At 65.7% G+C, this 24563-nt stretch carries 22 protein-coding genes and 1 pseudogene; 12 read left to right on the top strand and 11 right to left on the bottom strand.

The features are described 5' to 3' along the window. Positions 1-377 precede the first annotated feature (377 nt). The 4 genes from CDV49_RS05430 to CDV49_RS05415 form a co-directional block, all read right to left on the bottom strand. Positions 378-1019 carry a methyltransferase family protein gene (locus CDV49_RS05430; RefSeq protein ID WP_256947253.1) on the bottom strand — a complete coding sequence of 214 codons (642 nt, stop codon included), beginning with the start codon at positions 1017-1019 and terminating at the stop codon, positions 378-380. Beyond that, the gene (locus tag CDV49_RS05425) at positions 1009-1566 is read right to left on the bottom strand and encodes a phosphatase domain-containing protein (protein ID WP_218821903.1); all 558 of its coding nucleotides are present in this window, start codon (positions 1564-1566) and stop codon (positions 1009-1011) included. The genes CDV49_RS05430 and CDV49_RS05425 overlap by 11 nt, the downstream gene beginning before the upstream one ends. 413 nt (positions 1567-1979) lie before the next feature. Next, the gene (locus CDV49_RS05420) at positions 1980-3257 is read right to left on the bottom strand and encodes an ATP-binding protein (protein WP_088214556.1); all 1278 of its coding nucleotides are present in this window, start codon (positions 3255-3257) and stop codon (positions 1980-1982) included. After that, on the bottom strand, positions 3254-3913 hold the full coding sequence (locus CDV49_RS05415) for a response regulator (RefSeq protein WP_088214711.1): 660 nt from the start codon (positions 3911-3913) through the stop codon (positions 3254-3256). Before CDV49_RS05415 ends, CDV49_RS05420 begins: the two co-directional genes overlap by 4 nt. 474 nt (positions 3914-4387) lie before the next feature. Here CDV49_RS05415 and CDV49_RS20805 point away from each other — a divergent pair, with 474 nt between their 5' ends. Further along, positions 4388-4519, top strand: a complete 132-nt coding sequence (locus CDV49_RS20805; protein ID WP_256947252.1) for a hypothetical protein — start codon at positions 4388-4390, stop codon at positions 4517-4519. Positions 4520-4741: 222 nt separating this feature from the next. Here CDV49_RS20805 and CDV49_RS05410 read toward each other — a convergent pair whose 3' ends face one another. From CDV49_RS05410 to CDV49_RS05390, 5 genes are read right to left on the bottom strand one after another with little or no spacing between them, the layout of a single operon-like run. After that, entirely contained in the window at positions 4742-5515 is a 774-nt protein-coding gene (locus CDV49_RS05410) for an ABC transporter permease (RefSeq protein WP_218821902.1), read from the bottom strand. Then, positions 5512-6273 carry an ABC transporter permease gene (locus tag CDV49_RS05405; RefSeq protein ID WP_088214555.1) on the bottom strand — a complete coding sequence of 254 codons (762 nt, stop codon included), beginning with the start codon at positions 6271-6273 and terminating at the stop codon, positions 5512-5514. The genes CDV49_RS05410 and CDV49_RS05405 overlap by 4 nt, the downstream gene beginning before the upstream one ends. Next, positions 6270-7037, bottom strand: a complete 768-nt coding sequence (locus CDV49_RS05400) for an ABC transporter ATP-binding protein (RefSeq protein ID WP_218821901.1) — start codon at positions 7035-7037, stop codon at positions 6270-6272. Before CDV49_RS05400 ends, CDV49_RS05405 begins: the two co-directional genes overlap by 4 nt. Before the next feature lie 16 nt (positions 7038-7053). After that, complete coding sequence (locus CDV49_RS05395; protein ID WP_088214553.1) at positions 7054-7731, bottom strand: GntR family transcriptional regulator; 678 nt, start codon at positions 7729-7731, stop codon at positions 7054-7056. Positions 7732-7740: 9 nt separating this feature from the next. After that, on the bottom strand, positions 7741-8670 hold the full coding sequence (locus CDV49_RS05390) for an ABC transporter substrate-binding protein (RefSeq protein WP_088214552.1): 930 nt from the start codon (positions 8668-8670) through the stop codon (positions 7741-7743). A gap of 115 nt (positions 8671-8785) precedes the next feature. Here CDV49_RS05390 and CDV49_RS05385 point away from each other — a divergent pair, with 115 nt between their 5' ends. The 8 genes from CDV49_RS05385 to CDV49_RS05350 all read left to right on the top strand — a co-directional run bounded on the left by CDV49_RS05385 (position 8786) and on the right by CDV49_RS05350 (position 19483). Next, positions 8786-9787, top strand: coding sequence for a fumarylacetoacetate hydrolase family protein (locus tag CDV49_RS05385; protein ID WP_088214551.1), 1002 nt, complete (start codon positions 8786-8788; stop codon positions 9785-9787). Further along, positions 9784-10557: a cyclase family protein gene (locus CDV49_RS05380; RefSeq protein WP_088214550.1), complete on the top strand. Its 774-nt coding sequence runs from the start codon at positions 9784-9786 to the stop codon at positions 10555-10557. Before CDV49_RS05385 ends, CDV49_RS05380 begins: the two co-directional genes overlap by 4 nt. A 1634-nt stretch (positions 10558-12191) precedes the next feature. Further along, a complete protein-coding gene (locus CDV49_RS05375; protein WP_088214549.1) occupies positions 12192-13304 on the top strand; it encodes a CobW family GTP-binding protein in 1113 nt (370 codons plus the stop codon). Beyond that, on the top strand, positions 13294-14766 hold the full coding sequence (locus CDV49_RS05370; protein WP_218821900.1) for an amidohydrolase: 1473 nt from the start codon (positions 13294-13296) through the stop codon (positions 14764-14766). The genes CDV49_RS05375 and CDV49_RS05370 overlap by 11 nt, the downstream gene beginning before the upstream one ends. A 997-nt stretch (positions 14767-15763) precedes the next feature. Beyond that, positions 15764-16669, top strand: a complete 906-nt coding sequence (gene osmF, locus CDV49_RS05365; RefSeq protein ID WP_256947251.1) for a glycine betaine ABC transporter substrate-binding protein OsmF — start codon at positions 15764-15766, stop codon at positions 16667-16669. A gap of 8 nt (positions 16670-16677) precedes the next feature. Next, positions 16678-17814, top strand: coding sequence for an ABC transporter permease (locus CDV49_RS05360; protein WP_256947250.1), 1137 nt, complete (start codon positions 16678-16680; stop codon positions 17812-17814). After that, positions 17811-18758, top strand: coding sequence for an ABC transporter ATP-binding protein (locus tag CDV49_RS05355; protein WP_088214546.1), 948 nt, complete (start codon positions 17811-17813; stop codon positions 18756-18758). The genes CDV49_RS05360 and CDV49_RS05355 overlap by 4 nt, the downstream gene beginning before the upstream one ends. Beyond that, entirely contained in the window at positions 18755-19483 is a 729-nt protein-coding gene (locus tag CDV49_RS05350; RefSeq protein ID WP_088214545.1) for an ABC transporter permease, read from the top strand. Before CDV49_RS05355 ends, CDV49_RS05350 begins: the two co-directional genes overlap by 4 nt. A gap of 151 nt (positions 19484-19634) precedes the next feature. Here the strand turns inward: CDV49_RS05350 and CDV49_RS05345 are convergent, their stop codons facing one another. Next, positions 19635-20771, bottom strand: coding sequence for an acyl-CoA dehydrogenase family protein (locus CDV49_RS05345; RefSeq protein ID WP_088214544.1), 1137 nt, complete (start codon positions 20769-20771; stop codon positions 19635-19637). A gap of 92 nt (positions 20772-20863) precedes the next feature. On the opposite strand from CDV49_RS05345, the gene CDV49_RS05340 reads away from it, so the two are divergent. Together CDV49_RS05340 and CDV49_RS05335 are read left to right on the top strand one after the other, a co-directional pair. Beyond that, a complete protein-coding gene (locus tag CDV49_RS05340) occupies positions 20864-21784 on the top strand; it encodes a LysR family transcriptional regulator (RefSeq protein ID WP_088214543.1) in 921 nt (306 codons plus the stop codon). 163 nt (positions 21785-21947) lie between these two features. Next, positions 21948-23141, top strand: a complete 1194-nt coding sequence (locus tag CDV49_RS05335) for a CaiB/BaiF CoA transferase family protein (RefSeq protein ID WP_088214708.1) — start codon at positions 21948-21950, stop codon at positions 23139-23141. A gap of 496 nt (positions 23142-23637) precedes the next feature. On the opposite strand, the pseudogene CDV49_RS05330 reads toward CDV49_RS05335, so the two are convergent. Beyond that, a pseudogene (locus CDV49_RS05330) lies at positions 23638-24064 on the bottom strand (transposase); the annotation flags it as partial. 249 nt (positions 24065-24313) lie between these two features. Here CDV49_RS05330 and CDV49_RS20665 point away from each other — a divergent pair. After that, positions 24314-24563 (top strand): hypothetical protein (locus tag CDV49_RS20665; protein ID WP_218821899.1); only part of this gene is annotated, 250 nt, incomplete at its 3' end.

The following is a 24563-nucleotide window of genomic DNA, read 5'->3' as shown; positions in this document are numbered from 1 at the left end:
GCAGGGCAACCCGTCCACGGTCATCGCCCGGAGGGAACCCCGGGGCGATGGTCAGACATTCCATGGCCCCGTCAACAGGATGCATGATCGCTTTGAGCGCCTGTGACCCGCTTTCGGGGCGCGTTGTGACGCTCAGAACCGGCGACCCGCTTTCCGGTGACGACCGACCTTGGCAGAAGGCCAGTCAAACCGAGCATCACGTGCTTTGCCGCCGGCTAAGCCACTTGGCAGGCTGCTGAAAAAGTCGGGCATCACCGCGCATGCGTCGCCGGTAAATCGGTCCGCTCCTGATCCGGAACTTGCGGCGTCCGGGCCCAGCAATGCGGGGAAAACCTCTGCCTCAGCGCGACCCCCGGACTGCCCCGTTCAGCAACCTGCTAGGGAAACGCAAGGCCCGCGAGCCAGCCTTGCGCATGTAGAAGCCCGATGATCTCCGCCAGCGGGATGAACCCGAGGAAGACCAGCGCATCGGCGAAGTTGACCCGTAGTTGCGCCGGGCGGAAGGTCACCTCGGGCGGAGTGCGAAAGAGGCGCGGATCGGGAAGCAGGCGTGGCGTGACGCGGGAATAGTCGTCATAGGCTGTGCCGAAGATGCCGCGGAGATTGCACTCCTCCTGCCGTGCCGTGGCGAGCAGCACGGCGAAGGTGACGCCCCCGATCAGGATCGCCAGCGTGACGCTCTGCAACAGCAGGCCAAGGCCGGTCGCCCCGATGGTGGAGGCGAGGTAGAGCGGGTGGCGGCAGATCGAATAGGGCCCGTCCTGCATGACGCCGAGGTTCTTTCGCCCGCCGATGTAGAGGATGGCCCAGAACCGGCCCAAAACGGCGGCGAAGACGAGAAACACCCCCGCGATCCGCAGCAGCAACGCCATCGCGGGCATATCCGTCCAGGCGGAGCGGATGAACAGGATCGGCACCAGCAGGAGCACGAACAGCGCCCGCAACAGGGGGATGCGCAGCCGCTGGAGGAGGGAACCGGCATGACGGTCGGACAGGGTGGTCATCGGGTCAGCTCGCATAGCCCAGCCATCCTTCAAGCGTCTCCCAGCTGCGGTCCATCGCCCAGGCCGCGGTGAAGGGCAGCGAGACATGGCCGTAGCGGAACGAGATCTGGCGCTCCGCCTGCGCCTCCCCCTGCCCCCGCATGGCGAGGTAGAGCGCGGCGGCCAGCCCGGTGCGGTCGGCGCCGGACCGGCAGTGGATCAGCACCGGCTTCGGCATCCTGTCCAGCAGGGCGACCAGTGCCTCGGCCTTGGTCTGCGACAGATCCTGCGACGCAGACATGGCGAAATCCGCATGGGAAAGGCCCAGAGTCCGCGCGGCGGCGATCTCCTCGCGATACCAGTCCGCATCGGGATTGGCGCCGCGCAGGTTGACCACGCTGCGGATGCCCTCCTCAGCCTTCCAGCGGGCAAGGTCATCGGCATCCGGCTGAGCGGAGCGATAGGCCTCACCGGCAATGATCGGGTGGAAATTATGCTGATGCTGCAGGGCAGCGGCATAGCCGCCCGGCAGGACCAGCGTGAGAAACAGCGCCGCGAGGGCATGGGGGGATCGGGGGAACATCGCTTCTCCGAATGGATGGTCCCCGCCATGAGCATCAGAAAACTTACGGCAACCTGACGATGCCGGGCCGCTCCACCTGACGCTTCCGTGATCGACCGCGGCGGAGCGGGCGCCATTGCTGGCAGGCTGCCGAAAAGGCTTTTGGGCTGCGTCAGAGCGGTATCCTTCGCTCTCTGATGAAATCCGGGCGGAATCTGTATATTCGGGGCGCTCCCGGGCCGATTTCCCGATTTCGGGAGGATAGGCGTCAGGGCTTTTCGACAGCCTCACAGGGGTTCGCCCGTGTCATGATGGTCGTGCTGGGAAGCGGGGAGCTTGCCGAGGGGTCTGGCGAAAACGATGTTCCCCTTTCCCCGCAGACGGAAACCCGCGGGATCCCGGGGTGGTTGATCGACCCGCCCTCCCCTTCCTGCTCAGCGCGGCAGAATGGCGCGTGCCTCGAAACCTTCCATTCGCCCCGGCACGGGAGAGGCAAGCTCCAGCCGCCCGCCCGCCTGCCGCAGGATCTGGTCCGCGATATGCAAACCGAGGCCGAAGCCCGCCCCACCACCGCGCCGGAACCGGGTGGTGAGCGTCATGAGCGCCTCTGCCGGGATCACCGCGCAGGCATTGCGGATGCGCAGCTGGCCATCCTCCGACAGATTGGCCTCCACCCCGCCGCCACTGCCGTGCTGGAGCGCATTGTCAATGAGGTTGCCCGCCACGATGGCCAGCGCATCGGCATCCATTCGCACCGGCACCGGCCCACCCGGCAGGGTCAGGCGAGCCTCCTCCGGCGCAATGAGAGAGAGGATGCGCGCGGCATCCACAGGCGCCGCCGCCGCTCCGATCCCGGCATCGGCGCGTGCCAGCTGGAGAAGCCGCGTCACCAGTCGCGACATCCGCTTCAATGCCGTTTCCACCGCCGCGATTCGGGCGGCGGCGGCGGGGTCGGCATTCTCCTGGCGCAAACGCTGGACCTGGGCCAGCGCCACCGCGACCGGGTTGCGCAACTCATGCGCGGCGTTGGTGGCAAAGGCGCGCTCCCCTTCCAGCGCCTGATCGAGCCGGGCGATGAACCCGTTCAACGTGGCGACGATGGCCGTCAGTTCCGCCGGGGCGCCCGCTGGGTCGATCGGGTCGAGGCTTCGGCTGTCGCGCGCCGCGATGGCGCGGCGCAGCGTCTCCAGCGGGCGGAGGCCCACCCGCGCCGCCCAGCCCGCGAGCAGAAATCCCGCCGGCAGCACCGCCAGCATCGGCAGCAGGAAGCTTGTGAGGCTCTCGCGATAGGCTTCCCGTCTTTCGGCCAGCGGGTCGGCGAACTGCATGGCGAAACCGCGAGGGCTGACGGGCGTGGTATAGACCACATGAGTGGCTGTTCGTTCGATCCGGCCGGGCGCCATCGGGGGCAAGGCCTCCGCGCCGGGGGAGGCGATGAGCACCCCGCCCTGCGCATCGAGCAGCCGGTAGAGCAGCGCCTCCTCCGGTCCGGGTCCGGGGGGGGCGACACCATAGCCGGGCGCCTCCGTCATCCCCGCCTCCCACGCCCGGCTCAGCACCGGAAGAAAGGCAGTGGCGGAGACCTGAAGCTGCTGGTCGTAGAGCTCGTCGCGCTCGCCGTGCAGGATCGCGGCCATGGCCAATACCGCCAGCAGCCAGACCCCCGCCAGCGCGAGACTGACCAGCACCGCCAGCCGGCGTGCGAGGCTCATCCCCGCCCCATCCGGTAGCCGAAGCCGCGCACGGTTTCGATAGCCCCGCGGCCGAGCTTGGCGCGCAGGCGGCTCACATGCGCCTCGATGGCGTTGCTCTCCACCTCCTCGCCGAAGGCGTAGAGCGCGTCCTCAAGCTGCGCCCGGCTGACCACCGTGTCCGGCCTGCGGCTCAACCGTTCGAGGACCGCCCATTCACGCGCCGTCAGATGCACCGGCTGGCCGTCGAGCCGCACCGCCCGCCGTTCCGGCAGCAGGCAGAGCGCGCCGAAGCGCCGCTCCGGCTCCGCCCGGCCCTCGGCCCTGCGACGGATCGCGGCGACCCGGGCCAGCATTTCATCGAGATCATAGGGCTTCACCAGATAGTCGTCGGCACCCGCCTCCAGCCCCGCGATGCGCTCCACGATCCGGTCCCGCGCAGTGCCGACCAGCACCGGCGTGCGATGCCCCGCGCGGCGATGCCGCCGGAGCAGATCGAGCCCGTCGCCATCAGGCAGGTGCAGATCGAGGATGACAAGATCGTAATCCGTCACGCCGAGCGCGGTTTCCGCCGCGCCGAGGTCATCGGCCCAGTCCACCGCATGGCCCTGCGCGCGCAGGTGGTCCACGACCGCCCCCGCCAGATCCCGCTCATCCTCAACCACCAAAAGCCGCATGGTGCGAAGTGTAGCCGGTTCGACGGGACGCGGCAAACGGCTCTCCGCTTCGGAAGGGAGACGGAATGGCGCCGCTAATCACCCCATCAGCGCCATGAAGCGCGGCGCCGGCGGGAAACCGGGCTCCGGCAGGGAGCTGTCATACGGGCAGAAAGATAGCCTCCCCGCAGAGGCAGGGACGAAGATTATCGGCACCGCCCGCCGTCACTGGTGGGTCGCAAGTCGTGAAAGACAGGACTGCACGAGCCATGGCGGGCACCTGAATGCTGGCGCAACCTCCAGCCCCCGTCGTGTAGCTGGAGATGACGTCCTTGCATCACGGGATCCGGTAGCGCAGAGGAGGCGATCCGGGATCGGCTGACCGCATGCGGACCGACCCCCGTAAGGATTTCGCTTAACCCCATGATTTCTTGAACCGATGAGTAAAGATCCCTCTGAAGGGTCAACACCAAAGTGCGCGATAAAGGCAGATCGGTGAGGGGGCATCTGGCTGTTGCGCTGGACGTGGCGGTTTCCAGCCCGCCCGAAGGGATCGACGCCCTCAACCTTGCTGCGGGCCAGCCCTGTCCGGGCGCCGCTGGTCGGTATTTCTACCGGACGGGATAGGGCGAACCGGTATCACCCGGCGACAGGGCGAAGCCGCGCCGGAGTAGCGAACGTTCCGTCAGGCTTTCGCGAAGAAGGTGCGGAGATCGCCGGTTCCTTCAAGCAATGTGGACAGACAATGCGGATCAGCCCATGCGGAAGCGGACAACAAGATCACGAACTCGCACACGACGAACCTGCGTCCGGTTGTCAGTCCGACGCTGACAGCCTGCTGTCCGGCGATCAGTGCCCCCGCTCCCGCCAGCGCAGGAGGCGGGCCTCGGCAAGGCTAACGAGGGTAGAGGATACGTAGCCGATGGCCCCGAGAATGATCACCCCCGCAAAGAGATCCGGGGAGCGGTAGAGCCGGGCCGAGACCATGATGTAATGCCCCAGCCCCTCCAGCCCGCCGATCATCTCGCAGACCACGGAGAGGATCAGCGCCCCGGTCACGCTGATCCGCATCCCCGCCAGGATGTCGGGCAGCGCCGAGGGCAGCACGATCTTGCGGATCGTCTCCATGCGGGAGAGGTTCAGCACGCGCGCCACCTCGTAGAGCCGTGGCTCCACCGTCGCGAAGCCGTGGATCGTGGACAGCAGCATCGGCCAGATCGTCCCGAAGGCGATCACGAAGGTCGCCATGGAATTCGACAGACCCAGGAAGGCGATGGCAAGCGGGATGACGGCGGAGGCGGGGAGCGGACGCAGGAATTCCAGCGTCGGCATGGCGGCGGCGCGTGCCGCGCGCGACATGCCGATGGCGGAGCCGAGCACCACGCCAAGGATCGACGCCACCAGCCAGCCGAAAAACATGTGCTGGAGCGTGCCCATCGTCTGCCGCACCAGCGTACCGTTCTGGAACCCCTTGACCAGCGAGGCCCAGGCCCGCTCCGGCCCCGGCAGGAACAGCGGCGAGATGATGCCGGAGGCCGAGACGAGATACCAGATCCAGACCACGCCCGCGGCCACCGCAAAGCTCAGGATCCGGTCGCCGAACCGATGCGGCAGCGCCATCATCCCCTCGCCTCCACCAGCGCGGCGCGGCCGAACAGGTTCCGCTGGGCGAGAAGCAGCAGCCCGTTGAGAGCAAGCCCCACGAAGCCGATCCACAGGAAATAGGCCAGCATAAGTTCCGGCCGCAGCGCCTGCCGGGCGGTCATGATCCCGTAGCCCAGCCCCTGCGGATTGACCGCGATCTCGATAGTGATGGAGATGACGAGCGCAAGGCTCGCCGCCAGCCGGAAGGCCACGAAAAGCCGCGGCAGGATGGCGGGCAGAATGATCTTGCCGATGGTCGCGCTGCGCGAGAGGCGGAGCGCGCGCGCCACCTCCCGCAGGCGCGGCTCCACCCCGCGCACCGCCGCCCGCGTCAGGATCAGCATCAGGAAGAAGCAGGACTTCCCGACGATGGCGAATTCCATCCCGTAGCCAAAGCCGAAGATCATGAGCGCGATCGGCAGGAGGGCCACCGACGGTATCGGGCGGATCGCCTCGATCGTCACCTCCATCGCCCGGTCGAGCCGGGGCACGACGGCGAAGAGGATCCCCGCCAGCAGGCCCAGCGTGCCACCCACGAACAGCCCGCCAAAGGCGCCCGCCAGGGTCTCTCCGGTCGCCCGCAGGATGGAACCGTCGCCGAGCGCGCCCAGCAGGGCCGCGGCCACCGCGCTCGGCGGGGCTAATGTGTCGCTGACGATGCCGCCGCTGCGGAGCCAGAACTCCAGCCCCGCCAGCGCGGCGACGGGCAGGATCGCGCCGGTCCAGCCCGCTCTCATGCCTCCGACTCGCGGATGAAATCGAACAGTTCCCGCCGCAGCCTCAGGAACTCCGGCTCCTCCCGCGTCTCCAACTGGCTGCGCGGACGCGCCAGCCGCACCGGCACGTCGATGCCCACCCGCCCCGGATGCGGCAGGAGGCCGATGACCCGGTCGCCCAGATAGATCGCCTCCTCCAGATCATGCGTCACGAAGACCACGGTGGTGCCGGTGCGGGAGACGAGGTCCAGCACCTCGTCCTGCAAGCCCTGCCGTGTCATCGCATCCAGCGCACCGAAGGGTTCGTCCATCAGCAGCACGGAGGGGTTCTGTGCAAGACAGCGGGCAATCTGCAAGCGCTGCTGCATCCCTCCCGACATTTCGGAGGGAAATTTCTTCTCCTGCCCCGCAAGGCCGACGAGAACCAGCAATTCCTCGATCCGCGCCGCCCGGCCCGCCCGCGGCGTACCCGCGGCCTCCAGCGCCAGCGATACGTTGCCCGCCGCCGTCCGCCACGGCAGCAGCGCCCGCCCGTAATCCTGAAAGACGATGGCGACATCGGCGCGCGGGCCGCGCATCGGCGCGCCATCCAGCCGGACCTCTCCCCTTGTCGGGGTATAGAGCCCGCCAGCCAGCCGCAGGGCGGTGGTCTTGCCGCAACCGGATGCGCCGATGATGCACAGGAACTGTCCCGCCGGGACGGTGAAGGAGATATTCCGCAGGATTTCCTTTGCGCCAAAGGCGAGGGAGGCCCTGTCGAAGGCGAGTTTGACCTCTGCGCTCACTTTGCACCCATTGTTGTCAACCGCCCTCGTCGGGGTAGACGTAGCACAGCGTGGTTTCGAGATGGCGCACCAGAAGCGGCGCGGCGAAGGCATGATCGCGGGCGATCGCCGCCTGCGCCAGGGTGTCATGCACCGATCCGAAATGATCGGGATCGGTGAGCCGGCGCAGCATCAGTCGACGGTAGCGGTAAGCCTGATCGTAGAGCGCCGAGGCGCTCTCCATCAGCCGGGGCGACCCGCAGGCGGATAGCAGCGCCATATGGAACGCCTTGTGCAGCACGTCATAGTCCGGCGTGCCTTCCAGCGCCTCCATGCCCGCCCGGCGCACCAGCGCCTTCAACCGGTGCAGCGCGGAGAGGATCCCTGCCTCCCACGCGTCGTCCCCGCGCTCCATCGCAAGGCGCAGCCCCTCCACCTCCACGAGCGCGCGCAGGCGGGTGAGATCGGCCAGATCCGCGCGGCTGATCTCGCTGACGCGAAAGCCGCGCCGGCCGATGGCGACCACCAGCCCCTGCGAGACCAGCCGCGACAGGCCCTCCCTCACCGGGGTGGTGCCGACGCCGAACTGCCGGGCGATCCCCACCACGCCCAGCCTTTCGCCCGGCTGCAGGCTGCCCGACAGGATACCCGCCCGCAGGCGGAGAGCCGCGCGCTCCGCCAGGGTCTGTTCAGGGGCCGGGTCGGTGTCCTGCAAGGCTTCAACTCAGGGCGCGATGGCCGTTGCGGGGTCCACATTGCCCTGCAGCAACCCCTGCGCTTTCATCAGGTCGAGCCACCAACCCAAATCCTCCGCCGTGAGAGTGGCGTCGTATTTGGATGGCGCGGTGGCCCGGACCAGATCCGGCGCCTGCTCGGTGAATTTGGCCACCGAAGCCACCACCGCATCGCTGTCCGTCGCGGCGAGAGCCGCAGCTTCCTCGATGGCGGCGCGGAATTTTTTCACAGCCTCCGGGTTCTTCTCCGCCCAGTCGCGGGTGGAGGCATAGAAGATGATCGGCGCCGAGCCGCCCAGTTCGGCGATGAAGCGCGGCCCCTCATGCCCGTAGCCCGCCGACAGGATGCGCTGCACCGTTGGCCCTCCGGTGAGCACCGCATCCACCGCCCCGTTGCGCAGAACATCCGGCATCGAAGGAAAGGTGGTTTCCACCATGTTCACATCGGCCGGATCCACGCCGTTTTCCATCAGGTAACGGTTGAACAGGATGTGGATATAGGCGCCGAAGCCCGGCACGCCGACCTTCTTGCCGACGAAATCCTGCGCCTTTTCGATCACCACGCCTTCCCGCACGATGGCGAGGGTTCCGTTGTTCGTCGCCTCGTGCATCCGGCTGGCCCCGGCGATGGCGACGAGATCAAGTCCCCCATCCACCGCCTGCAGGAAGACCGATGACGTCGGCCCGCCAATCTCCAGCGATCCCGAAAGCAGCGCCGGCGGAATATTGGAGTTGAGCCCGATCCGCGTCATCTCCACGTCGAGCCCGTGTTTTTCGAAAATGCCCTTGTCCACGGCGATCATTGCGGTGCCGCAATCGGCTGAGGCGGTGCAGCCCACATGGATCTTCTCTGCCAGAGCGCCCGTTGCCAGCACCGCGGCCAGACCTGTCACAAGGACAAGCGAGTAACGCTGTTTCATATCCCCTCCCCCAAGGACATGCGGAGGCAACCCTCCCGTTGACTCCACCGCATTTTATCGACAATCCTGATAATTGTGCATCATGTCAAGGCGGATGCAGCAAGGGGGGATCGTAATGAAGCTTGCCACTTACCGGGCGGAGGACCGCGCGCGGATCGGTGTCGTCGATACGCAGGCGGGGACCATCCTCGACCTTGCCGCGGCGGCGGAAGGGGAGAGGGAGCAGGCGATGTTCGCCTCCATGCTCACCCTTATCGACGCGGGCGATGCGGGGCTGGACGCGGCGCGGGAGCGCGTGGCGGCACGGGGAACCGACCCGTCGGTGATACTGCCGCTGGAGGGGGCCGCGCTGCTGGCGCCGCTCCCGGAGCCGCGGCAGATGCGCGACGGCATGTCCTTTCCCGTTCACATCGCGCAATCCGGGTCCGGCAAGGGTCGGGCACTGGCCGAGGCCCGCAGGGCGGGCGACGAAGCGGAGGTCGCGCGGATCATGGACCGCGTGCTGCCGGAGCTGCCCGAGATCTACAGCCGGATGCCGATCTTCTATTTTACCAACCGCCTTGCCGTGACAGGGCCTGAGACAACCGTTGTCTGGCCGCGCTACAGCCGGGTGATGGATTACGAGCTGGAATTCGGCATCGTGACGGGGCGCAAGGGGCGGAACATCCGGGCACAGGACGCGCGCGAGCATATCTTCGGCTACACGATCTTCAACGATTTCTCCGCCCGCGATCAGCAGATGCAGGAGATGCAGGGCCGTCTTGGCCCGTCGAAGGGCAAGAGCTTCGAGAATTCCAACGCGCTCGGCCCTTGGATCGTGACGCGCGACGAGATCACCGACCCCTATGCGCTGCGTATGACCGCCCGGATCAACGGGCGCACCGTCTGCGACAGCGTGAGCAAGGGGATGCTGTTCAGCTTCGAGGAAATCCTCGCCCATGTGAGCCAGGACGAATGGGTGCATCCCGGCGAATTCCTCGGCTCCGGCACGGTGGGTAACGGCTGCGGTCTGGAAAACGGCTGGTTCCTCTCCGACGGCGACGTGATCGAACTGGAGGTGGAGGGGATCGGCGTGCTGCGCAACCGCATCGCCGTGCAACAGGAGGAACGCGCATGAGCACGATCATCGACCTTTCGGTGCCGATCGCCAATGACATCCCCGCCGATCCGCCCGGCAACGACCCGCGCGTGGAGTATATCGACCACCGGGCGAGCCTGCCCTCCATCCTCGGCCATTTCCCCGGCCTGACGGCGGACCAGCTGCCCGATGGCGAGGGCTGGGCCGTGGAACGTGTCACGCTTTCCACCCACAACGGCACGCATCTCGACGCGCCCTGGCACTACCACCCCACCCAGGACCGTGGAAAGCCGTCGCTGCGCATCGACGACATCCCGCTTGACTGGTGTTTCCGGCCGGGGGTGAAGCTCGACTTCCGCCATCTGCCCGACGGCCATGTCGTCACCGCCGCGGAGGTGGAGGCGGAGCTGGCCCGCATCGGCCATGACGTGCAGCCCTTCGACATCGTGGTGATCAACACCGCGGCGGGGGCGAAATTCGGCGCGCCGGACTATGTCAGCAGCGGATGCGGCATGGGGTATGAGGCGACGATGTATCTGCTCGACCGCGGCGTCCGGGTCACGGGGACGGACGGATGGAGCTGGGACGCGCCCTTCGTCCACACCGCCCGGAAATTCGCCCGGACGGGGGATGCCTCGCTCATCTGGGAAGGGCACAAGGCGGGGCGGCACACCGGATATTGCCACATCGAAAAGCTCCACAACCTCGAAGCCCTGCCGCCGACCGGTTTCACCATAAGCTGCTTTCCGGTGAAGATCGAGAAAGCCTCTGCCGGGTGGTGCCGCGCGGTGGCGATCATGGACCGCTGATCGCAGGCGCGCCCGCCGCGCCGGAAGTCAATTCCCCGCGCGCGGCGGCCGCCATCACCGGTTTTGGGGCCATGAAGCGGCGCAACGCAGGGGGTCGGCAGGATTCCCGGGTCGTGACTGATCGCCCTAGCACCGTTCCCGAGGCGGGAAGTTGGCACGATCTTTTCCGCCCTTCAGAGGCTGCCGTTCCACTCAGCAGCATCTTGGCCGCCGGTATTCAACACCTGCAAGGTTGGCATCGGGTTCCGGAAAGGCCCTCCGGTGCGCTATTCGCCTCTCCGGCGGGAATGGAAACCCGGCCGAAGGAAGGCGTCCGCTCCTGCCGCGCAACGCACCGATGTCCTGCAACGAAACGCTTGAGGTCTGCCGCTCACTGCTGATCGGTTCGCGCAGGGCCCGGACGCCGCTCCCCCGGAATTCGCTGCAACGCCCCCGTCGCCCTCGACGCTCGCGATCTGCTTCTGCCGGAATCGCTTCTTTTAGAATTCCGACGATATGCATCCTCCTTTCGCGGTAAGGATAAAGGCGTTCTTCATGGCCGCTCCATGCCGCCGAAGGGCGAAACCCCTTGCGGACGCCGCGCAGGCCCCTGCCTGCATCGCCCCTCATGTCTATGTCGGCGGACCGTGCCTTGCGATGGCACACACGTTATGGGCCGTTCATCATAGGCTTGCGCCGTGCCCGCTCCCTCTCGCACGGCCCTTATCCTCCAAGCGGCGCGAGATCTCAGGCAATGAGGGCGCCGGTTATCCCGACAGGCGCCTTCCCTCGATGCCCTGTAGGCTTCCGCCCAAGTGCGCATTCGCTGCGATAGTCAGAGGACGGACAAACGCAGAATATCGAGCACGGCCACCCTGCTTCTACGTTAACATCTTGGCTACGTACCGATGACCACCGTGGGCGCGGCACCTAACAGACTGCTGAAAAAGTCCTGAAGTGTCATGCCTATGTGCCGGAAATCGGAAAATCGGCCCGGAAACGCCCGTATAGATTCCCGGCTGGAATTGGTCAGATGGCGAACGATTTCCACTCCGACACAGGCCAAAGAGCCTTTCAGCAGCCTGCTAATCGAGCGCCTGGTGCGATGGGGCAGCCGATTGAGCTGCCGGAGGGCTGTCAGGGGAAACAAGGATCCTTTGTGTCGCGCTTGCCGATACTCCGTCAAGCTGCTCGCGCCCGAGACAGACTGGCGCGGTGACCGTCACGCCTCCAGCGTTCGGCCTTCACTGCGCGCGCGATACGCGGCATGGCCATCCATCCCGGGCGACGGCCCCGGACGGGGATTTACACCGGCCGAGCGGCCAGAATGACCGTGTTTCCGCTCACGACGAATGAAAGCGGAAGCACTCTCCGCCAAACGCGAGCGGGTGGCAGATGCGATCGGCTATCGCCGGACCATCCACCGCTTGCAAAGCGGGTTGGAAGGGATGAAGAATGACCCTGTCGGCGGCACCGGGAGGCCCATGGGGAGGCCCAGGCGCTTCACTGGTCCTGCGGCGGGAGTGTGTGGAGATTTGGTTTGGAAAGCCCCCCTCTGCCGACATGGACCGTCCGCGCGCCGCGATGGAGCGGAAGCCCTCCGGGACTATGGCCGAGGGACCTCGTGCAGTGGTGATCCTGCTGGCGAAGACACCATGACCGATACCCGGCCCCATCCGCCCGAAGGCGACCTGCTGCAATCCGGCCCATCGGATAAGCGCATCCCCGTGATCCTGCTGACCGGCTTTCTGGGCGCGGGCAAGACGACATTTCTCAACCGCATTCTGTCGGCCCGGACGGGGCGGCGTTTCGCGGTGATCGTCAATGAAATTGGAGAGATCGGCATCGACGGGGATTTGATCGTTCACGGCGATGAAGAACTGCGGCAGCTGGCCAATGGCTGCATCTGCTGCACCGTGCGGGGCGATCTGCGCGATACGGTGGGCGAGCTGGCCGCGCTGCAGCCGCCTCCCGACGCGATCCTGGTTGAGAGCACCGGGCTGGCCGATCCGGGGCCGGTGGCGCAGAGCTTCATGATCGACCCGGCCCTCGTGCGGCTGGCGCGGCTCGACAGGATCGTGACCCTTGCCGATGCGGTCCACCTGACGCGCCAGATCGTCCGCAGCCCGGAGGCGTCGCGTCAGATCGCCTTTGCCGATGCGATCCTGCTGACCCGCGCCGACCAGTGCGGCAGCGGGACGCGGGCCGATGCCATCGCAGCCATCGCGGCGATCAACCCGGAGGCGCCCTTGCGCTTGGCGCAAGGAAATGCGGCGGATCTGGATATCGTGCTGGCGCCGCTGCATCGGCTGGGCGTGCACCGGGCCCCGCAGACGCCGCATGTTCACGGCCCGGAGTGCGGGCATGATTGCGGCCACGACTGCGGCGGGGATCATCACCATCACCGGTCGGATGTCTCCACGCTGGCCCTGCGCGGCGGGGAGCTCGACCATCGCAGGTTCCTGACGTGGATTCAGGCGATGACTGCGACCGACAGCGAACGGCTCTGGCGCATCAAGGGCATCCTGGCCTTTGCCGGCGACCCGCACCGCTATCAGCTGCAAGGGGTGCATATGCTGCTCGACGGCGCCTCGGGCACGGCATGGGGCCACGATGCGCCGCGCGAAAGTCGGCTGGTCGTGATAGGCAGAGACCTTGACGCGGGCCGTTTGCGGCTTGGCTGGGAAAGCTGTGCCGCAGAGTTCCAGTTGCTGGAGACCAAAAGAATTCCGCTCAGCGAAGAGGAGAGCATTCGCCATGGCACATGATCTGGGGCGAAAATACCGCGCGCAGAAATTCACCAATGGTTGCGTCTGCCCGGAGGATGATGCCAGCGGTCTGGCCCTGTCACGGCGCGAGGTGCTGATGGCCGGAACGGCGGTTGCGGCGGCACCGATGGTGCTGGCATCGCTGACAGGAGAGGCGGCGGCGCAACAGGCCCCCGTCCCGGCCACAAAAGTGACGCCGGAACTGGCGGACAGGATCAAGACGGCGATCGACGGCGACGGACCACGTCTTGTCGGCATCTTCAAGGACATCCACCAGAACCCGGAACTGGGCTTCATGGAGATGCGCACCGCGAAGATCGTCGCGGATGAGCTTGGCACGCTCGGCTATGAGGTCACGACCGGGATCGGCGTCACCGGCGTCACCGGGATCCTGCGCAACGGCGATGGTCCGGTAGTGATGTACCGCGCCGACATGGACGCCAATGCGGTCGAGGAAAACTCCGGTTTCGACTATGCCTCGAAGGTGCGGGTGAAGCGCGAGGACGGGGTCGAGGTGCCGGTGGCCCACATGTGCGGCCATGATGCGCATGTGACCTGGATGCTGGGCGCGGCAAAGGCGATGGCGGAGGCGAAAGACACCTGGCGCGGCACGCTGATCTTCGTCGGCCAGCCCGCCGAGGAGCCGATCATGGGGGCGCAGGCGATGGTCGATGACGGGCTTTATTCCAGGCACAACATGCCCAAACCCGACTATCTGCTGGCGCTCCACACCGCGCCGGTGCCGACGGGTATCGCGGGCGCGCGGGGCGGGCCGGTCATGGCGGGCACCGATCAGATCGACGTGACCTTCTTCGGCATCGGCGGCCATGGCTCGACCCCGCAACTGGCCAAGGATCCGGTGGTCATGGCGGCGATGGCGGTCGCCGAATACCAGATCATCATCTCGCGCGTGGTGCCGCCGCTGGCAACCGCCGTGCTGACGGTAGGCTCGATCCAGGCGGGGACGGACAACAACGTCATCCCGGAATCGGCGCTGCTGAAGCTGAACCTGCGTTTCTTTTCCGAGGATACGCGCAACCTGATGATCCGCGGGATCAAGTCGATCAACGAAGGGTTGGCGCGCACCTATGGCATGTCGGACGACAAGATGCCGACCATGGTGATGACGGGCTATTCGCCGCAGCTGGTGAACGACGATGCACTGGCAGACCGGATGCTGCCGACGCTTAAGGCACTTCTGGGGGACAAGGCCGTGGTGTCGGAATTCCCGCCCGCGACGGGGTCCGAGGATGCCCATCTGCTGCGCGGCCCCCATACCGAAGTGCCGGTGTCCTTCACGGCGGTGGGCGTCGCCGATCCGGCGCTCTTTGCAGAAGCCATCGCGCAGGGAAAGCAGGTGCCCTTCGCGGCCCATAACCCGGAATTCAAGGTCGATCTGAACGCGATCCCGCTGGGGGCAAAGATCGGCGCACTGAAGATCCTGACCCTGATGGCGGTTTGAAAGCGGAGGTATTCCACTCCGGGGCTGCGTAGCAGGCTGCTGAAAAAGGCTTTTTGGCCTGTGTTGGAGCGGAAATCGTTCCTCATCTGACGAAATACAGCCGGAAATCCATATACTTCCGGGCGTTTCCGGGCTGATTTTCCGATTTCCGACAGATAGGCATGACACTTCAGGGCTTTTTCAGCAGCCTGCCAGGGGAGCGGCATGGCACCTCACCCGGTTTCGGCAGGGCGCTGGTCGGGGAGAGCATTCCGCCAGCCCGGCCCTTTGTCCCGACCGGAAGGAGCCTGCTGATCGGCGCATCGGCAACGGGTGCGGCGGCAATTGCGCCATCGCTCCGCCGCCCGGTGAGGTAAGCCGCGGCGCTGCCCGGACCGATGTCGATGGCGCGGAGCCGGGGGGAGAGTGCGGCTGACTGGCGAGAGAAGGTCCTCCCGAAGATTGCACACCAGGCCGTCGGCCAGCAGCACCCGCATCGGCGGGCCTGTTCCCATCAGGGACAGTGCGACAAGGAGGATCGGCGCGATCAATGGAGGCGGCGAGATACCCGCACTTCACCACGCCAATAAGGAGCGGCACCCGTAAAGCAGCGTCATCAGATCCAAGGGCTGAAAGTCTGGCACATGGCCGGACAGGCCCTCCACCATGGGCATAGCATACCCGTCCCAGTGCGCTTGCGACGGGTTCCCGAAGTAACGGTTTCGCCACGCGGGCAGTCACATGCGGTTCGGGCAGCGGCCGACCCTACTTGCGAACCCTTGCTCCCACTCGGTCACCAAGGCACCGGGGTTCGGCATGGCGGCCCGTTGTGTCGGCATGGCAACGGGCCAGTTGCAGCCGGACTGGCACTACGGGCCTTGCGCCCGAGGCAAGACCTGTGGTGCCATGCGGATACGTTCCGGGGGCAAAGTCCTGCGGCGCTGAACCGAACCGCCAATTCCGCCGTTCCTAGAAAGAGGCGTCACGGGGGCGCCGATCCGTCATGAAGGGAACCGACATGTCGAAACTCGCATTGTTTTCGGTCGCGGCTGTGATCGGCTGCCTTGGGGCCGCAAATGCTCAGGTTGTGGTGTCATCCAAGATCGACACCGAAGGAGGTGTGCTGGGGCAGATCATTCTACAGGTGCTGGATCATGCCGGCATCCCTACGCAAGACCGCATCCAGCTCGGCGCGACGCCCATTGTGCGTGAGGCGATCATCGCCGGAGAGATCGATATCTATCCCGAATATACCGGGAACGGCGCGTTCTTCTTCAACCTCGCCGACAAACCGATCTGGCAGGATGCCGCCGCTGCCTATGAAACGGTGCGGAAGCTGGACCTGGAAGCCAATGACATCGTCTGGTTGACGCCCGCACCCGCCAACAACACCTGGGGCGTTGCGCTGCGCACCGATGTGGCAGAGCCAGCAGGCATCGCCACTCTATCCGACTTCGGTTCATGGGTATCGGGGGGCGGTGCGGTCAAGCTTGCCGCTTCGGCTGAATTCGTCAACTCGGCCCCGGCACTGCCCGCATTTCAGACCAGCTATGGCTTCAGGCTTGGGCAGGATCAGCTGATCGTTCTCTCGGGCGGCGATACGGCGGCCACCATTCAGGCGGCAGCCAACCAGACCAGCGGTGCCAATGCCGCGATGGTCTATGGCACCGATGGCGCCATCGCCTTTTCGGGCCTTACGGTGCTTGAGGATGACAAGAATGTTCAGCCGGTCTATCAGCCGTCACCCAATATACGGGCCAGCGTCCTTGCCGAATATCCGCAGATCGCCGACCTCCTGAAACCGGCGTTTGCCGGGCTGGATCTGAAGACGCTGCAGCACCTGAACGGGCAGGTGCAGGTCGAGGGCATCCCAGCCGCCGATGTCGCGCGCACCTATCTGACGGATGCCGGACTACTCGACTGATGTCGCGGATGGACCGGCTGACTGTCGTGCTGGCCGTGCCGCTGCTGGCGGCGCTGGCTCTGCCCGTGCTCAGCTTCCGCGCCAATCGGATCGCCGCGCAGGAAGGGCAAACTTTGGTTGAGCTGTTCGGGCCGCTATGGGCCGGTGGGATCGCGGCGATGACGCTGCTGCTGGCGGTCATATTGCTGGTGGAGCGGCGGCCCTGGCTTCGGGGCCTGCTACTGGCTCTTGCGCTGGCCGGGCTCTTCGTTCTGCTGGGCCATGCCGCCTCTGGTCTGTTGAGCCAGGCGCCACCCGCCGCGCGCGCCTCACCCGGGCTGGGCTTCTGGCTGGCGTTCGGCGCACTGGTCCTGCTGATGGTCGAAACCGTCTCGCGCGCGCGTATAACCAATGGGACAAAGGCGCTGCTGCTGATCGGCACCGTTGCCGCGATTGCAGTTCTGCTGCGCTCGGGAGTGCTTGCCGATCTGTCGATTGCAGCGGAATATCGTGGCAGGGCGAGCGCGTTCCACAGGGCACTCATCGATCACCTGACGCTGGCGTTCGGCTCTTTCGCTGCCGCGCTTGTCGCGGGCGTGCCGACGGGCATGCTCATCCAGCGGCGGCCCGCCCTTCGGGACGCCGTGATGAACCTCTTGACGATGATCCAGACCATCCCCTCCATCGCGCTCTTTGGAATGCTCATCCTGCCTTTGGCCTGGATCGCGGCAAACCTGCCCGGTGCTGCCGGATTGGGGATCCGGGGGATCGGGATGGCACCCGCGCTGATCGCGCTGTTTCTGTATGCGCTGCTGCCCATCGTCGCCAACACCGTCGCTGGTCTGGACGGGGTTCCCCGCGCTGTCACGGAAGCCGCGACGGGCATGGGCATGACCCGGGCCGAACGCCGCCGCCTTGTGGACATACCCCTGGCATTGCCAGTGATCCTGGCCGGGGCGCGGATCGTGCTGGTTCAGAACATCGGCCTCGCAACGGTCGGCGCGCTGATCGGTTCGGGAGGTTTCGGGACTTTCATATTTCAGGGCATCGGCCAGACGGCGACGGACCTGATCCTTTTGGGCGTGCTGCCCACGGTGGCGCTGGCCTTTCTGACATCCGCAATCATGGATCTGATGATCGCCTTTTTCCGGGTGCAGTCCCGATGATCGTGATCGACGCCCTCACCAAGGCCTATGACGGCCACAACGTGGTGACCGAGGTAACCGCCAGCTTTGCCTCCGACACGATCACGGCGATTGTCGGAACCTCCGGCTCGGGCAAGACGACGCTGTTGCGGATGATCAACCGGCTGATCGAACCTACGTCGGGCACCGTTCGGATCAACGGCACGGATGTGCAGGATCTGCCGGCCGTGGAGCTGCGGCGGAGCATCGGCTACGTCATTCAGGGCAACGGCCTGTTCCCGCATTGGACCGCGGCGCGCAATATCGCCACTGTCCCCGCGCTGCTCGGCTGGCCGGAGGCCAGGATCACCGCGCGGGTCGCGGAGCTGCTGGAGCTGCTGCAACTCGACCCACGGGAGATCGGCCCCCGCTATCCGCACCAGCTTTCGGGCGGGCAGGCTCAGCGGATCGGCGTGGCGCGGGCGCTTGCCGCGCGTCCGCATGTGCTGCTCATGGACGAGCCTTTCGGCGCGCTCGATCCGGTGATCCGCCGTCAGGCACAGCGCGATCTTGCGGAGATTCAGCGCAGGCTGGGCACCACGATCGTCCTCGTGACGCATGACATGAACGAGGCTCTTCGTCTGGGAGACTCCATCGCGGTGATGCACAATGGCCGTTTCGAGCAATGCGCCCCGCCGGGAGAAATCGTCCGCAATCCCGCCACGCCCTTCGTGGCCGAGCTTGTCGGCGACGAGGGCCGCGCCCTGCAAATGCTGGCGCTCAGCCCCGTCGGGCCGCATGTCCGGCCCGCCGGGGAAGCGGTGGAGGGAAATCCGGTCCTCGATACCGCCTCGCTTTCCGATGCGCTCTCGGAAATGATCTGGACCGGACGCGACCGTCTCATGGTGGTGAGCGCGGAGGGTCGGCGCCTTGGCATCATCGAGCGGGCCGATATTCTGGCGGCCGGCAGACAGGCCCCGGGATGACAGCGCTGCGCTGGCTTCTGCCGCTCGGGATCGTTGCCGTTCTCCTTCTGGCCCCAACCCTGTTGGAGCCGGTGTTGCGCCCGCTCGCCCCGACCGGCGCGCCGGTCATCTACGACCGTGCGACCTTGTCCAGCCTGACGGGATGGCATCTGCTCATGGTGGGCATGGCGATTGTCCCCTCCGCCATTATCGGTGTGGTGCTGGCGGTTCTGGTCTCACGGCCTTCGGGGGCGGAATTCCTGCCGCTGTCGCGCACCCTCGCAAATCTTGGCCAGACCTTTCCGCCGGTCGCGGTTTTGGCGCTGTCGGTGCCGCTCCTCGGGTTCGGCAGCTGGCCCACGGTCCTTGCGCTGTTTCTCTACGGGTTGCTCCCGATCTTCGAGAACGCCCTGGCCGGGCTGCGCGGTATTCCCGAAGACGTGGAACTCTCCGCCAAAGCGGTCGGCATGACTGCGGCGCAGACAATCCGCCGGGTGGAACTCCCGCTTGCCCTGCCGCTGATCTTGGAGGGCATCCGGATCTCCACCGTCATCGCTCTTTCGACCGCCACCATCGGATCGACCGTCGCAGCGCGCAGTCTGGGGGAAGTGATCATCGCGGGGCTGACCTCGAACAACCTTGCCTTCGTGGTGCAGGGCGGAGTGCTGACAAGCTGCCTTGCCATCCTGATCTACGACGTCTTCGGGCTGCTGATCGCGGCATCAAGGCGTCAGCGAGGGAGCTGAACCGGAGGCTGCTCATCGGGGACGAGTTCGAAATCCGCCCCCTGCACCGCTCCCAGACCGCAGCCTGCCTTCACCCGAAAATCTTGCTTCCGCGCCAAGTGCCCGCGGGGCAGAGCATCTGACGAATGCCCCTTGCTCTGCCCCGTTCCTCTCACGCGAGGAGATTGCGGGCGATGATGTTCCGCTGGATTTCCGAGGAGCCCTCATAGATCCGCATGATGCGCGCGTCGCGGGCATAACGCTCCAGCGGCATGTGCCGCGAATAGCCGTATCCACCATGGATCTGCAGCGCCTTGTCGGTCACGCGGCCAGCCATTTCGGATGCATGCAGCTTGGCGCGGGCCGCCTCCGCCGAGAAGCGCTGGCCTTGCGCCCGCAGCTGTGCGGCCCGCAGGCCGAGAAGGCGCGACGCGTCCAGGTCAACCGCCATGTCGGCCAGCATCCATTGCAGGCCCTGGAAGCGGGCGATCGGCGCACCGTCGATCTCCCGCTGCTTGGCCCAGGAAACGGCTGCCTCCACGGCCGCGCGGGCGATACCGGTGCAGGTCGCGGTGACCTCGATACGCCCGTTGTCCAGCACCTTCATGGCCGTGCGGAAACCGCTCCCTTCCTCGCCCAGCCGGTTCTCCTCCGGCACGAGACAGCCATCGAACGAGACCTCGAAGACATGGCCGCCGCGCAGCCCCATGGTCGGCTCCGCGGGACCGACCGACAGCCCGGATATGCCGCGCTCGACGACAAAGGCGGAGATGCCGCGTGCGCCCGCAGCCTGATCGGTGATCGCATAGACCACGATGAAATCGGCATGCCCGGCATTCGAGATGAAATGCTTCGTGCCGTTGAGGCGATAGGCGCTTCCCTCCCGGGTGGCCCGGGTCGTCATGTCGGTGGGGTTCGAGCCGGCTTTCGGCTCGGTCAGGCCGAAGGCACCCAGCTTCGTGCCGGCCGCCGCATCCACAAGGAAACGTGCCCGCTGCTCCTCACTGCCTCCGATCAGGATAGAATCGGTCGCGAGATAGTGAGCGGTCAGCATCGAGGTCGTCGAGGCGCAGGCCGAGGCCAGAGCCTCCACCGCCAGATAAAGCGCCACCGGGGAGGCCCCGGCGCCGCCGTGCCGCTCGGGCAGGTTCAACCCGGTCAGCCCGATTTCCGCGAGGGCGGGAAGATGCTCGCCCGCAAAGCGCTGCTGCTCGTCGATCCCTTGCGCGGCCGGCGCGAGCCGTTCGCGTGCGAAGCGCTCGACCATCGCGCCGAGAGCCATGTCGTCATCGGTACAAAAGGCGTCCATCTCGTCCTCAAAGCCTCTACGAATGCCGAGATTGACTCATTAAGGTAATTAATAAAAATACTGGTTTCTCATTGCCTGTATAGGACTGGATTATGCGCTTCACCTTCAGCCAGCTCGCCTATTTCGTCGCGACGGCAGAGACGGGCAGCACCTCGCGTGCGTCCGAGAAGCTGCGCATCTCTCAGCCGGCGATCTCGGTCGCGATCAAGCAGCTTGAGGAGACCTTCGGCCAGAAGCTCTTTGTCCGGCGTCATGCGCGCGGCGTGGACCTGACCCCGTTCGGCCAGCGGAAACTGGCCGAGGTCCGGCAGTTGCTCGCCCATGCCCATGCCGTCGAGGATGCTGGCGGCGACACGCTCTCCGGCGATCTGGAGATCGGCGTGTTCTCGACGATGGCGCCGGTCTATGCGCCGGGGATCCTGCGGGCCTTTGCCGAAGCGCATCCCAACGTGCATGTTCGGATGCGGGAATTGCATCTCGACCGGCTCAACCGCGATCTGGAGGATGGCCTCATCGAACTCGCCCTTCTCTACGACCTCGATATCGCAGGCGAGCTGACACGTGTGCCGCTGGTCTCGCTGCGTCCCTATGCGCTGCTTCCTGTTGGCCACAAGCTGGCGCAGGCGGAAACGGTATCGCTGAAGGATCTCGCTCGTGAGCCCTTCGTGCTGATCGACCTGCCGCACAGCCGCGATTATTTCCTGTCGCTCTTCCGCGTCGCCGACACGATGCCCGAGAACCTGCTGCGCTGCGTGTCTTTCGAGACCCTGCGCGGCATGGTGGCAAACGGGCTCGGCGTCAGCATTCTCGTCACGCGCCCCTATGGCGACCACTCCTACGATGGCCAGCCGCTGGTCTGCAGGCCGATTGAGGAAAAGCTGCCTCCCCAGCGCCTGATCATAGGAACCTCACCCCGCATGCCGGCGACGCCAGCGGCAAAGGCCTTCCACACTGTCGCGCAACGCTATTTCGAAATGTTCGTCTCCGAGGACGGTACCATCGTTTCGGTATAGTCCACCCTTATGCAGCCTATGAAAATTCAATAGTTTCGCGGGGCATGCACTCCTTTTATCCCTGCCGGTCGATACTCACCGGTTCCGTCCGCCGTGGAAGGAGCTGAATCGTGAACGCGTGTCAGCGGCGGACCTGTTTCCGACCCTGATCAGGATCGAGCCAATGAATAAGTTACCGCTGCCCCTGTCCGGCGTCCGCATCCTCGATTTCTCGCGCATGCTGGCCGGTCCTTTCTGCACGGCGATCCTTGCCGATGCCGGAGCCGACGTGATCAAGGTCGAAGGGCCGGAGGGGGATGATGCCCGCCACTTCGCCCCGAAAGTGGGTGGGGAGAGCGCCTATTTCATGCTCATCAACCGCAACAAGCGGTCCCTGACCCTCGACCTCAAGAGCGAGGATGATCGACGCGTCGCCCATGAACTTGCGCGGAACAGCGACATCGTGGTCGAAAACTTCCGCCCCGGCGTAACCCGGCGGCTGGGGATCGACTACGAGACGCTGAGCGGCCTCAATCCGCGTCTGGTCTATGCGAGCATTTCCGGTTTCGGCCAGGAAGGCCCGCTGGCGCACCGTGCCGCTTACGACATTATCGCCCAGGCTATGAGCGGCATGATGAGCGTCAATGGCTCCGCAGGGGCCGAGCCAACGCGTGTCGGCGAGTCGCTTGGGGATCTGGTCGCGGGCTTGCAGGCCGTGTGGTCCATCCTCGCAGCCCTGCACGGGCGCGACCGCGATGGCCGTGGACAGCACCTCGACATCGCGATGATGGATTCCATGTTCTCGCTGATGATCACTGCCCTGTCGCAATATCTCTTTGCCGGGACGGTGCCGGGCCGGATCGGCAATGCCCATCCGATCAGCGCTCCGCTCGACACCTTCGCCGCGGAGGATGGACACCTTATCATCGCAGTCGCCAACGACAATCTCTTCGGCCGGCTTGCTGCGACGATCGGGCAGCCGGGTCTTGCTCAAGACAGCCGTTTCGCGACAGACGGCGCAAGAAAGGCGAACGAGGCAGAACTCAAGGCCATCATCGAAAGCTGGACCCGTGAACGGTCCGTCGAAAGCGCCGTCGCGATTCTGGAGGCGGCAACCGTTCCGGCATCCCCGATACTGTCGATCGATCAGGTCGTTGCGAGCGACCATGCGAAAGCGCGGGGGCTGGTGACCACCGCTGAGCATGTCACGGTGGGAAGCATCCCCGTTGTCACCCAGCCGGTCCGGTTCCTCGGCTCCGTCGCGCCCGTGGTCAGAGCGGCTCCGGCTCTCGGCCAGCACAACGCCGAGATCCTCAAGGAATTGGGACGGTCGATCATCGCCGACAGGGTTCAAACTCCGGCAATCGCGAAGCGGTGAAGACCCGGCCAGTTTCCGGTTGACCACTCCCGCCTTCAGGCGGCTTCCGGGAACTTTGATCCAGCCCCGGCAGGACCATGCCAGCAGGACCATGAAAGACTATATCGGGGGCCGCACGGCGGATTGGAATCGCTGGTCAGAGCGTGCGAACGTCGGCGGGAACGGTCGTCACGGCACATGCAGCAGCGCCAAGGCTGTCGCCGATACTGAGCCGGTTGCGCCAAGACCACCAGACGGCATCACGGCTGCGAACATCTTGTCAGCTGCGCCCGCGGCACGCCTGGGTCGCTGCAACACCTACGGCACGGTCGCGGGTGGGCAGGACCGGCTCCCCTGCGTGGCCCGGGAATAATCGCGCGGAGACTTCGGTTTCATTCGGTAACGCCGGGCGGCAGCGTTCACCGTTGCCCCCGGGCGTCTTCGCCAGCACCTGCCTTCACGGCCCACCGCCGATGCTCGCCTGGGACATCTCTACCCGAGCCTCCGTGGCGAGACAGCTATTCTTGAGCTTGTTGAAGCACCGCTCGACCCTGTTGCGCAAAGTGTGGATGGTCGCGCACCTTGCGGTTCTTGCGCATGGGTATCATCGGCAGAGCGTTGCGGCTTTCGATATCGTCCCGAATTCATCAGAGTCATAACCCTGTCGGCGACGTCATAGCCCTGTCCGCGACCAGAACGGCTGGCTGCGGCAGGTTGTCTGCCATCACCATATCATAGCGGGTGTAGTCGGGATCCTGCCCCGGCGTTATCTCGGTTCTCTTCGGTAGGCCTGCACCGTTGACGCGGAGGTGGGTCTTGTTCGTGAACCGACCGCTCGAACGGCCAGGAGCCTCTTTCGGAGCTCCCCTTTTGCGCCCCCCATGATGAGGGGCGCGGATCACGGTGCTGTCGACCATCTGGAGTTTGTCCGGCGCAATCAGGTTGCGCGGCAAGCTCTCTCCCACGTCGAGATGACCTTGGATCACAGAGCGTCGATAACCGGAATCCATTTGCCCACACGACCAAGCAGGCTGCTGAATAAGTTGGGCACCTACCTAATCTTGCTTTGAAAGCCAGAAAGTCCGGTCACGCGCCAAAGCTTGCTGTTTCCGGGGCGGCCATCCAAGAATGTGGAGAAGCTCTCCGCGCCAGCATAACGGCGGAATGCTTTGTCAGCAGCCAGTTAAGCGTTCATGATTCCGCGCGGCGAGCATGGGGTCAACGACCATGGTATCGCTCGTCGGCGGGCGGATCAGTGCGGCTGGGACATAAGGCCCGAACGCCGTCTGGATAAGATCGAGGAGTTCTCAACGATGCCGGTCGGGCCGAAGACCGCCATCGCCGCTGTCGCGGCGATCGGCGCGGGCCAGACAACGGTCGCCCTATGGCAGCGTAGCAGTCTGAACTGCCGCCGGGTTTGGCGGAGGCTGATTTTGGTTAGTT

The organism is Haematobacter genomosp. 1 (assembly GCF_002196855.1).
In the GTDB taxonomy this organism is placed as follows: Bacteria; Pseudomonadota; Alphaproteobacteria; order Rhodobacterales; family Rhodobacteraceae; genus Haematobacter.
The sequence above is the reverse complement of the archived record's forward strand: the minus strand, read 5'-3'. Positions and strand labels throughout refer to the sequence as shown.

What these genes read in the sequence shown, in the direction of transcription:
- CDV49_RS05430 (WP_256947253.1), bottom strand. Translation starts at nt 1,019, where the DNA reads ATGCGAGCTGACCCGATGACCACCCTGTCCGACCGTCATGCCGGTTCC.
- CDV49_RS05425 (WP_218821903.1), bottom strand. Translation starts at nt 1,566, where the DNA reads ATGTTCCCCCGATCCCCCCATGCCCTCGCGGCGCTGTTTCTCACGCTG.
- CDV49_RS05420 (WP_088214556.1), bottom strand. Translation starts at nt 3,257, where the DNA reads ATGAGCCTCGCACGCCGGCTGGCGGTGCTGGTCAGTCTCGCGCTGGCG.
- CDV49_RS05415 (WP_088214711.1), bottom strand. Translation starts at nt 3,913, where the DNA reads ATGCGGCTTTTGGTGGTTGAGGATGAGCGGGATCTGGCGGGGGCGGTC.
- CDV49_RS05410 (WP_218821902.1), bottom strand. Translation starts at nt 5,515, where the DNA reads ATGATGGCGCTGCCGCATCGGTTCGGCGACCGGATCCTGAGCTTTGCG.
- CDV49_RS05405 (WP_088214555.1), bottom strand. Translation starts at nt 6,273, where the DNA reads ATGAGAGCGGGCTGGACCGGCGCGATCCTGCCCGTCGCCGCGCTGGCG.
- CDV49_RS05390 (WP_088214552.1), bottom strand. Translation starts at nt 8,670, where the DNA reads ATGAAACAGCGTTACTCGCTTGTCCTTGTGACAGGTCTGGCCGCGGTG.
- CDV49_RS05385 (WP_088214551.1), top strand. Translation starts at nt 8,786, where the DNA reads ATGAAGCTTGCCACTTACCGGGCGGAGGACCGCGCGCGGATCGGTGTC.
- CDV49_RS05380 (WP_088214550.1), top strand. Translation starts at nt 9,784, where the DNA reads ATGAGCACGATCATCGACCTTTCGGTGCCGATCGCCAATGACATCCCC.
- CDV49_RS05375 (WP_088214549.1), top strand. Translation starts at nt 12,192, where the DNA reads ATGACCGATACCCGGCCCCATCCGCCCGAAGGCGACCTGCTGCAATCC.
- CDV49_RS05370 (WP_218821900.1), top strand. Translation starts at nt 13,294, where the DNA reads ATGGCACATGATCTGGGGCGAAAATACCGCGCGCAGAAATTCACCAAT.
- osmF (WP_256947251.1), top strand. Translation starts at nt 15,764, where the DNA reads ATGTCGAAACTCGCATTGTTTTCGGTCGCGGCTGTGATCGGCTGCCTT.
- CDV49_RS05360 (WP_256947250.1), top strand. Translation starts at nt 16,678, where the DNA reads ATGGACCGGCTGACTGTCGTGCTGGCCGTGCCGCTGCTGGCGGCGCTG.
- CDV49_RS05355 (WP_088214546.1), top strand. Translation starts at nt 17,811, where the DNA reads ATGATCGTGATCGACGCCCTCACCAAGGCCTATGACGGCCACAACGTG.
- CDV49_RS05350 (WP_088214545.1), top strand. Translation starts at nt 18,755, where the DNA reads ATGACAGCGCTGCGCTGGCTTCTGCCGCTCGGGATCGTTGCCGTTCTC.
- CDV49_RS05345 (WP_088214544.1), bottom strand. Translation starts at nt 20,771, where the DNA reads ATGGACGCCTTTTGTACCGATGACGACATGGCTCTCGGCGCGATGGTC.
- CDV49_RS05340 (WP_088214543.1), top strand. Translation starts at nt 20,864, where the DNA reads ATGCGCTTCACCTTCAGCCAGCTCGCCTATTTCGTCGCGACGGCAGAG.
- CDV49_RS05335 (WP_088214708.1), top strand. Translation starts at nt 21,948, where the DNA reads ATGAATAAGTTACCGCTGCCCCTGTCCGGCGTCCGCATCCTCGATTTC.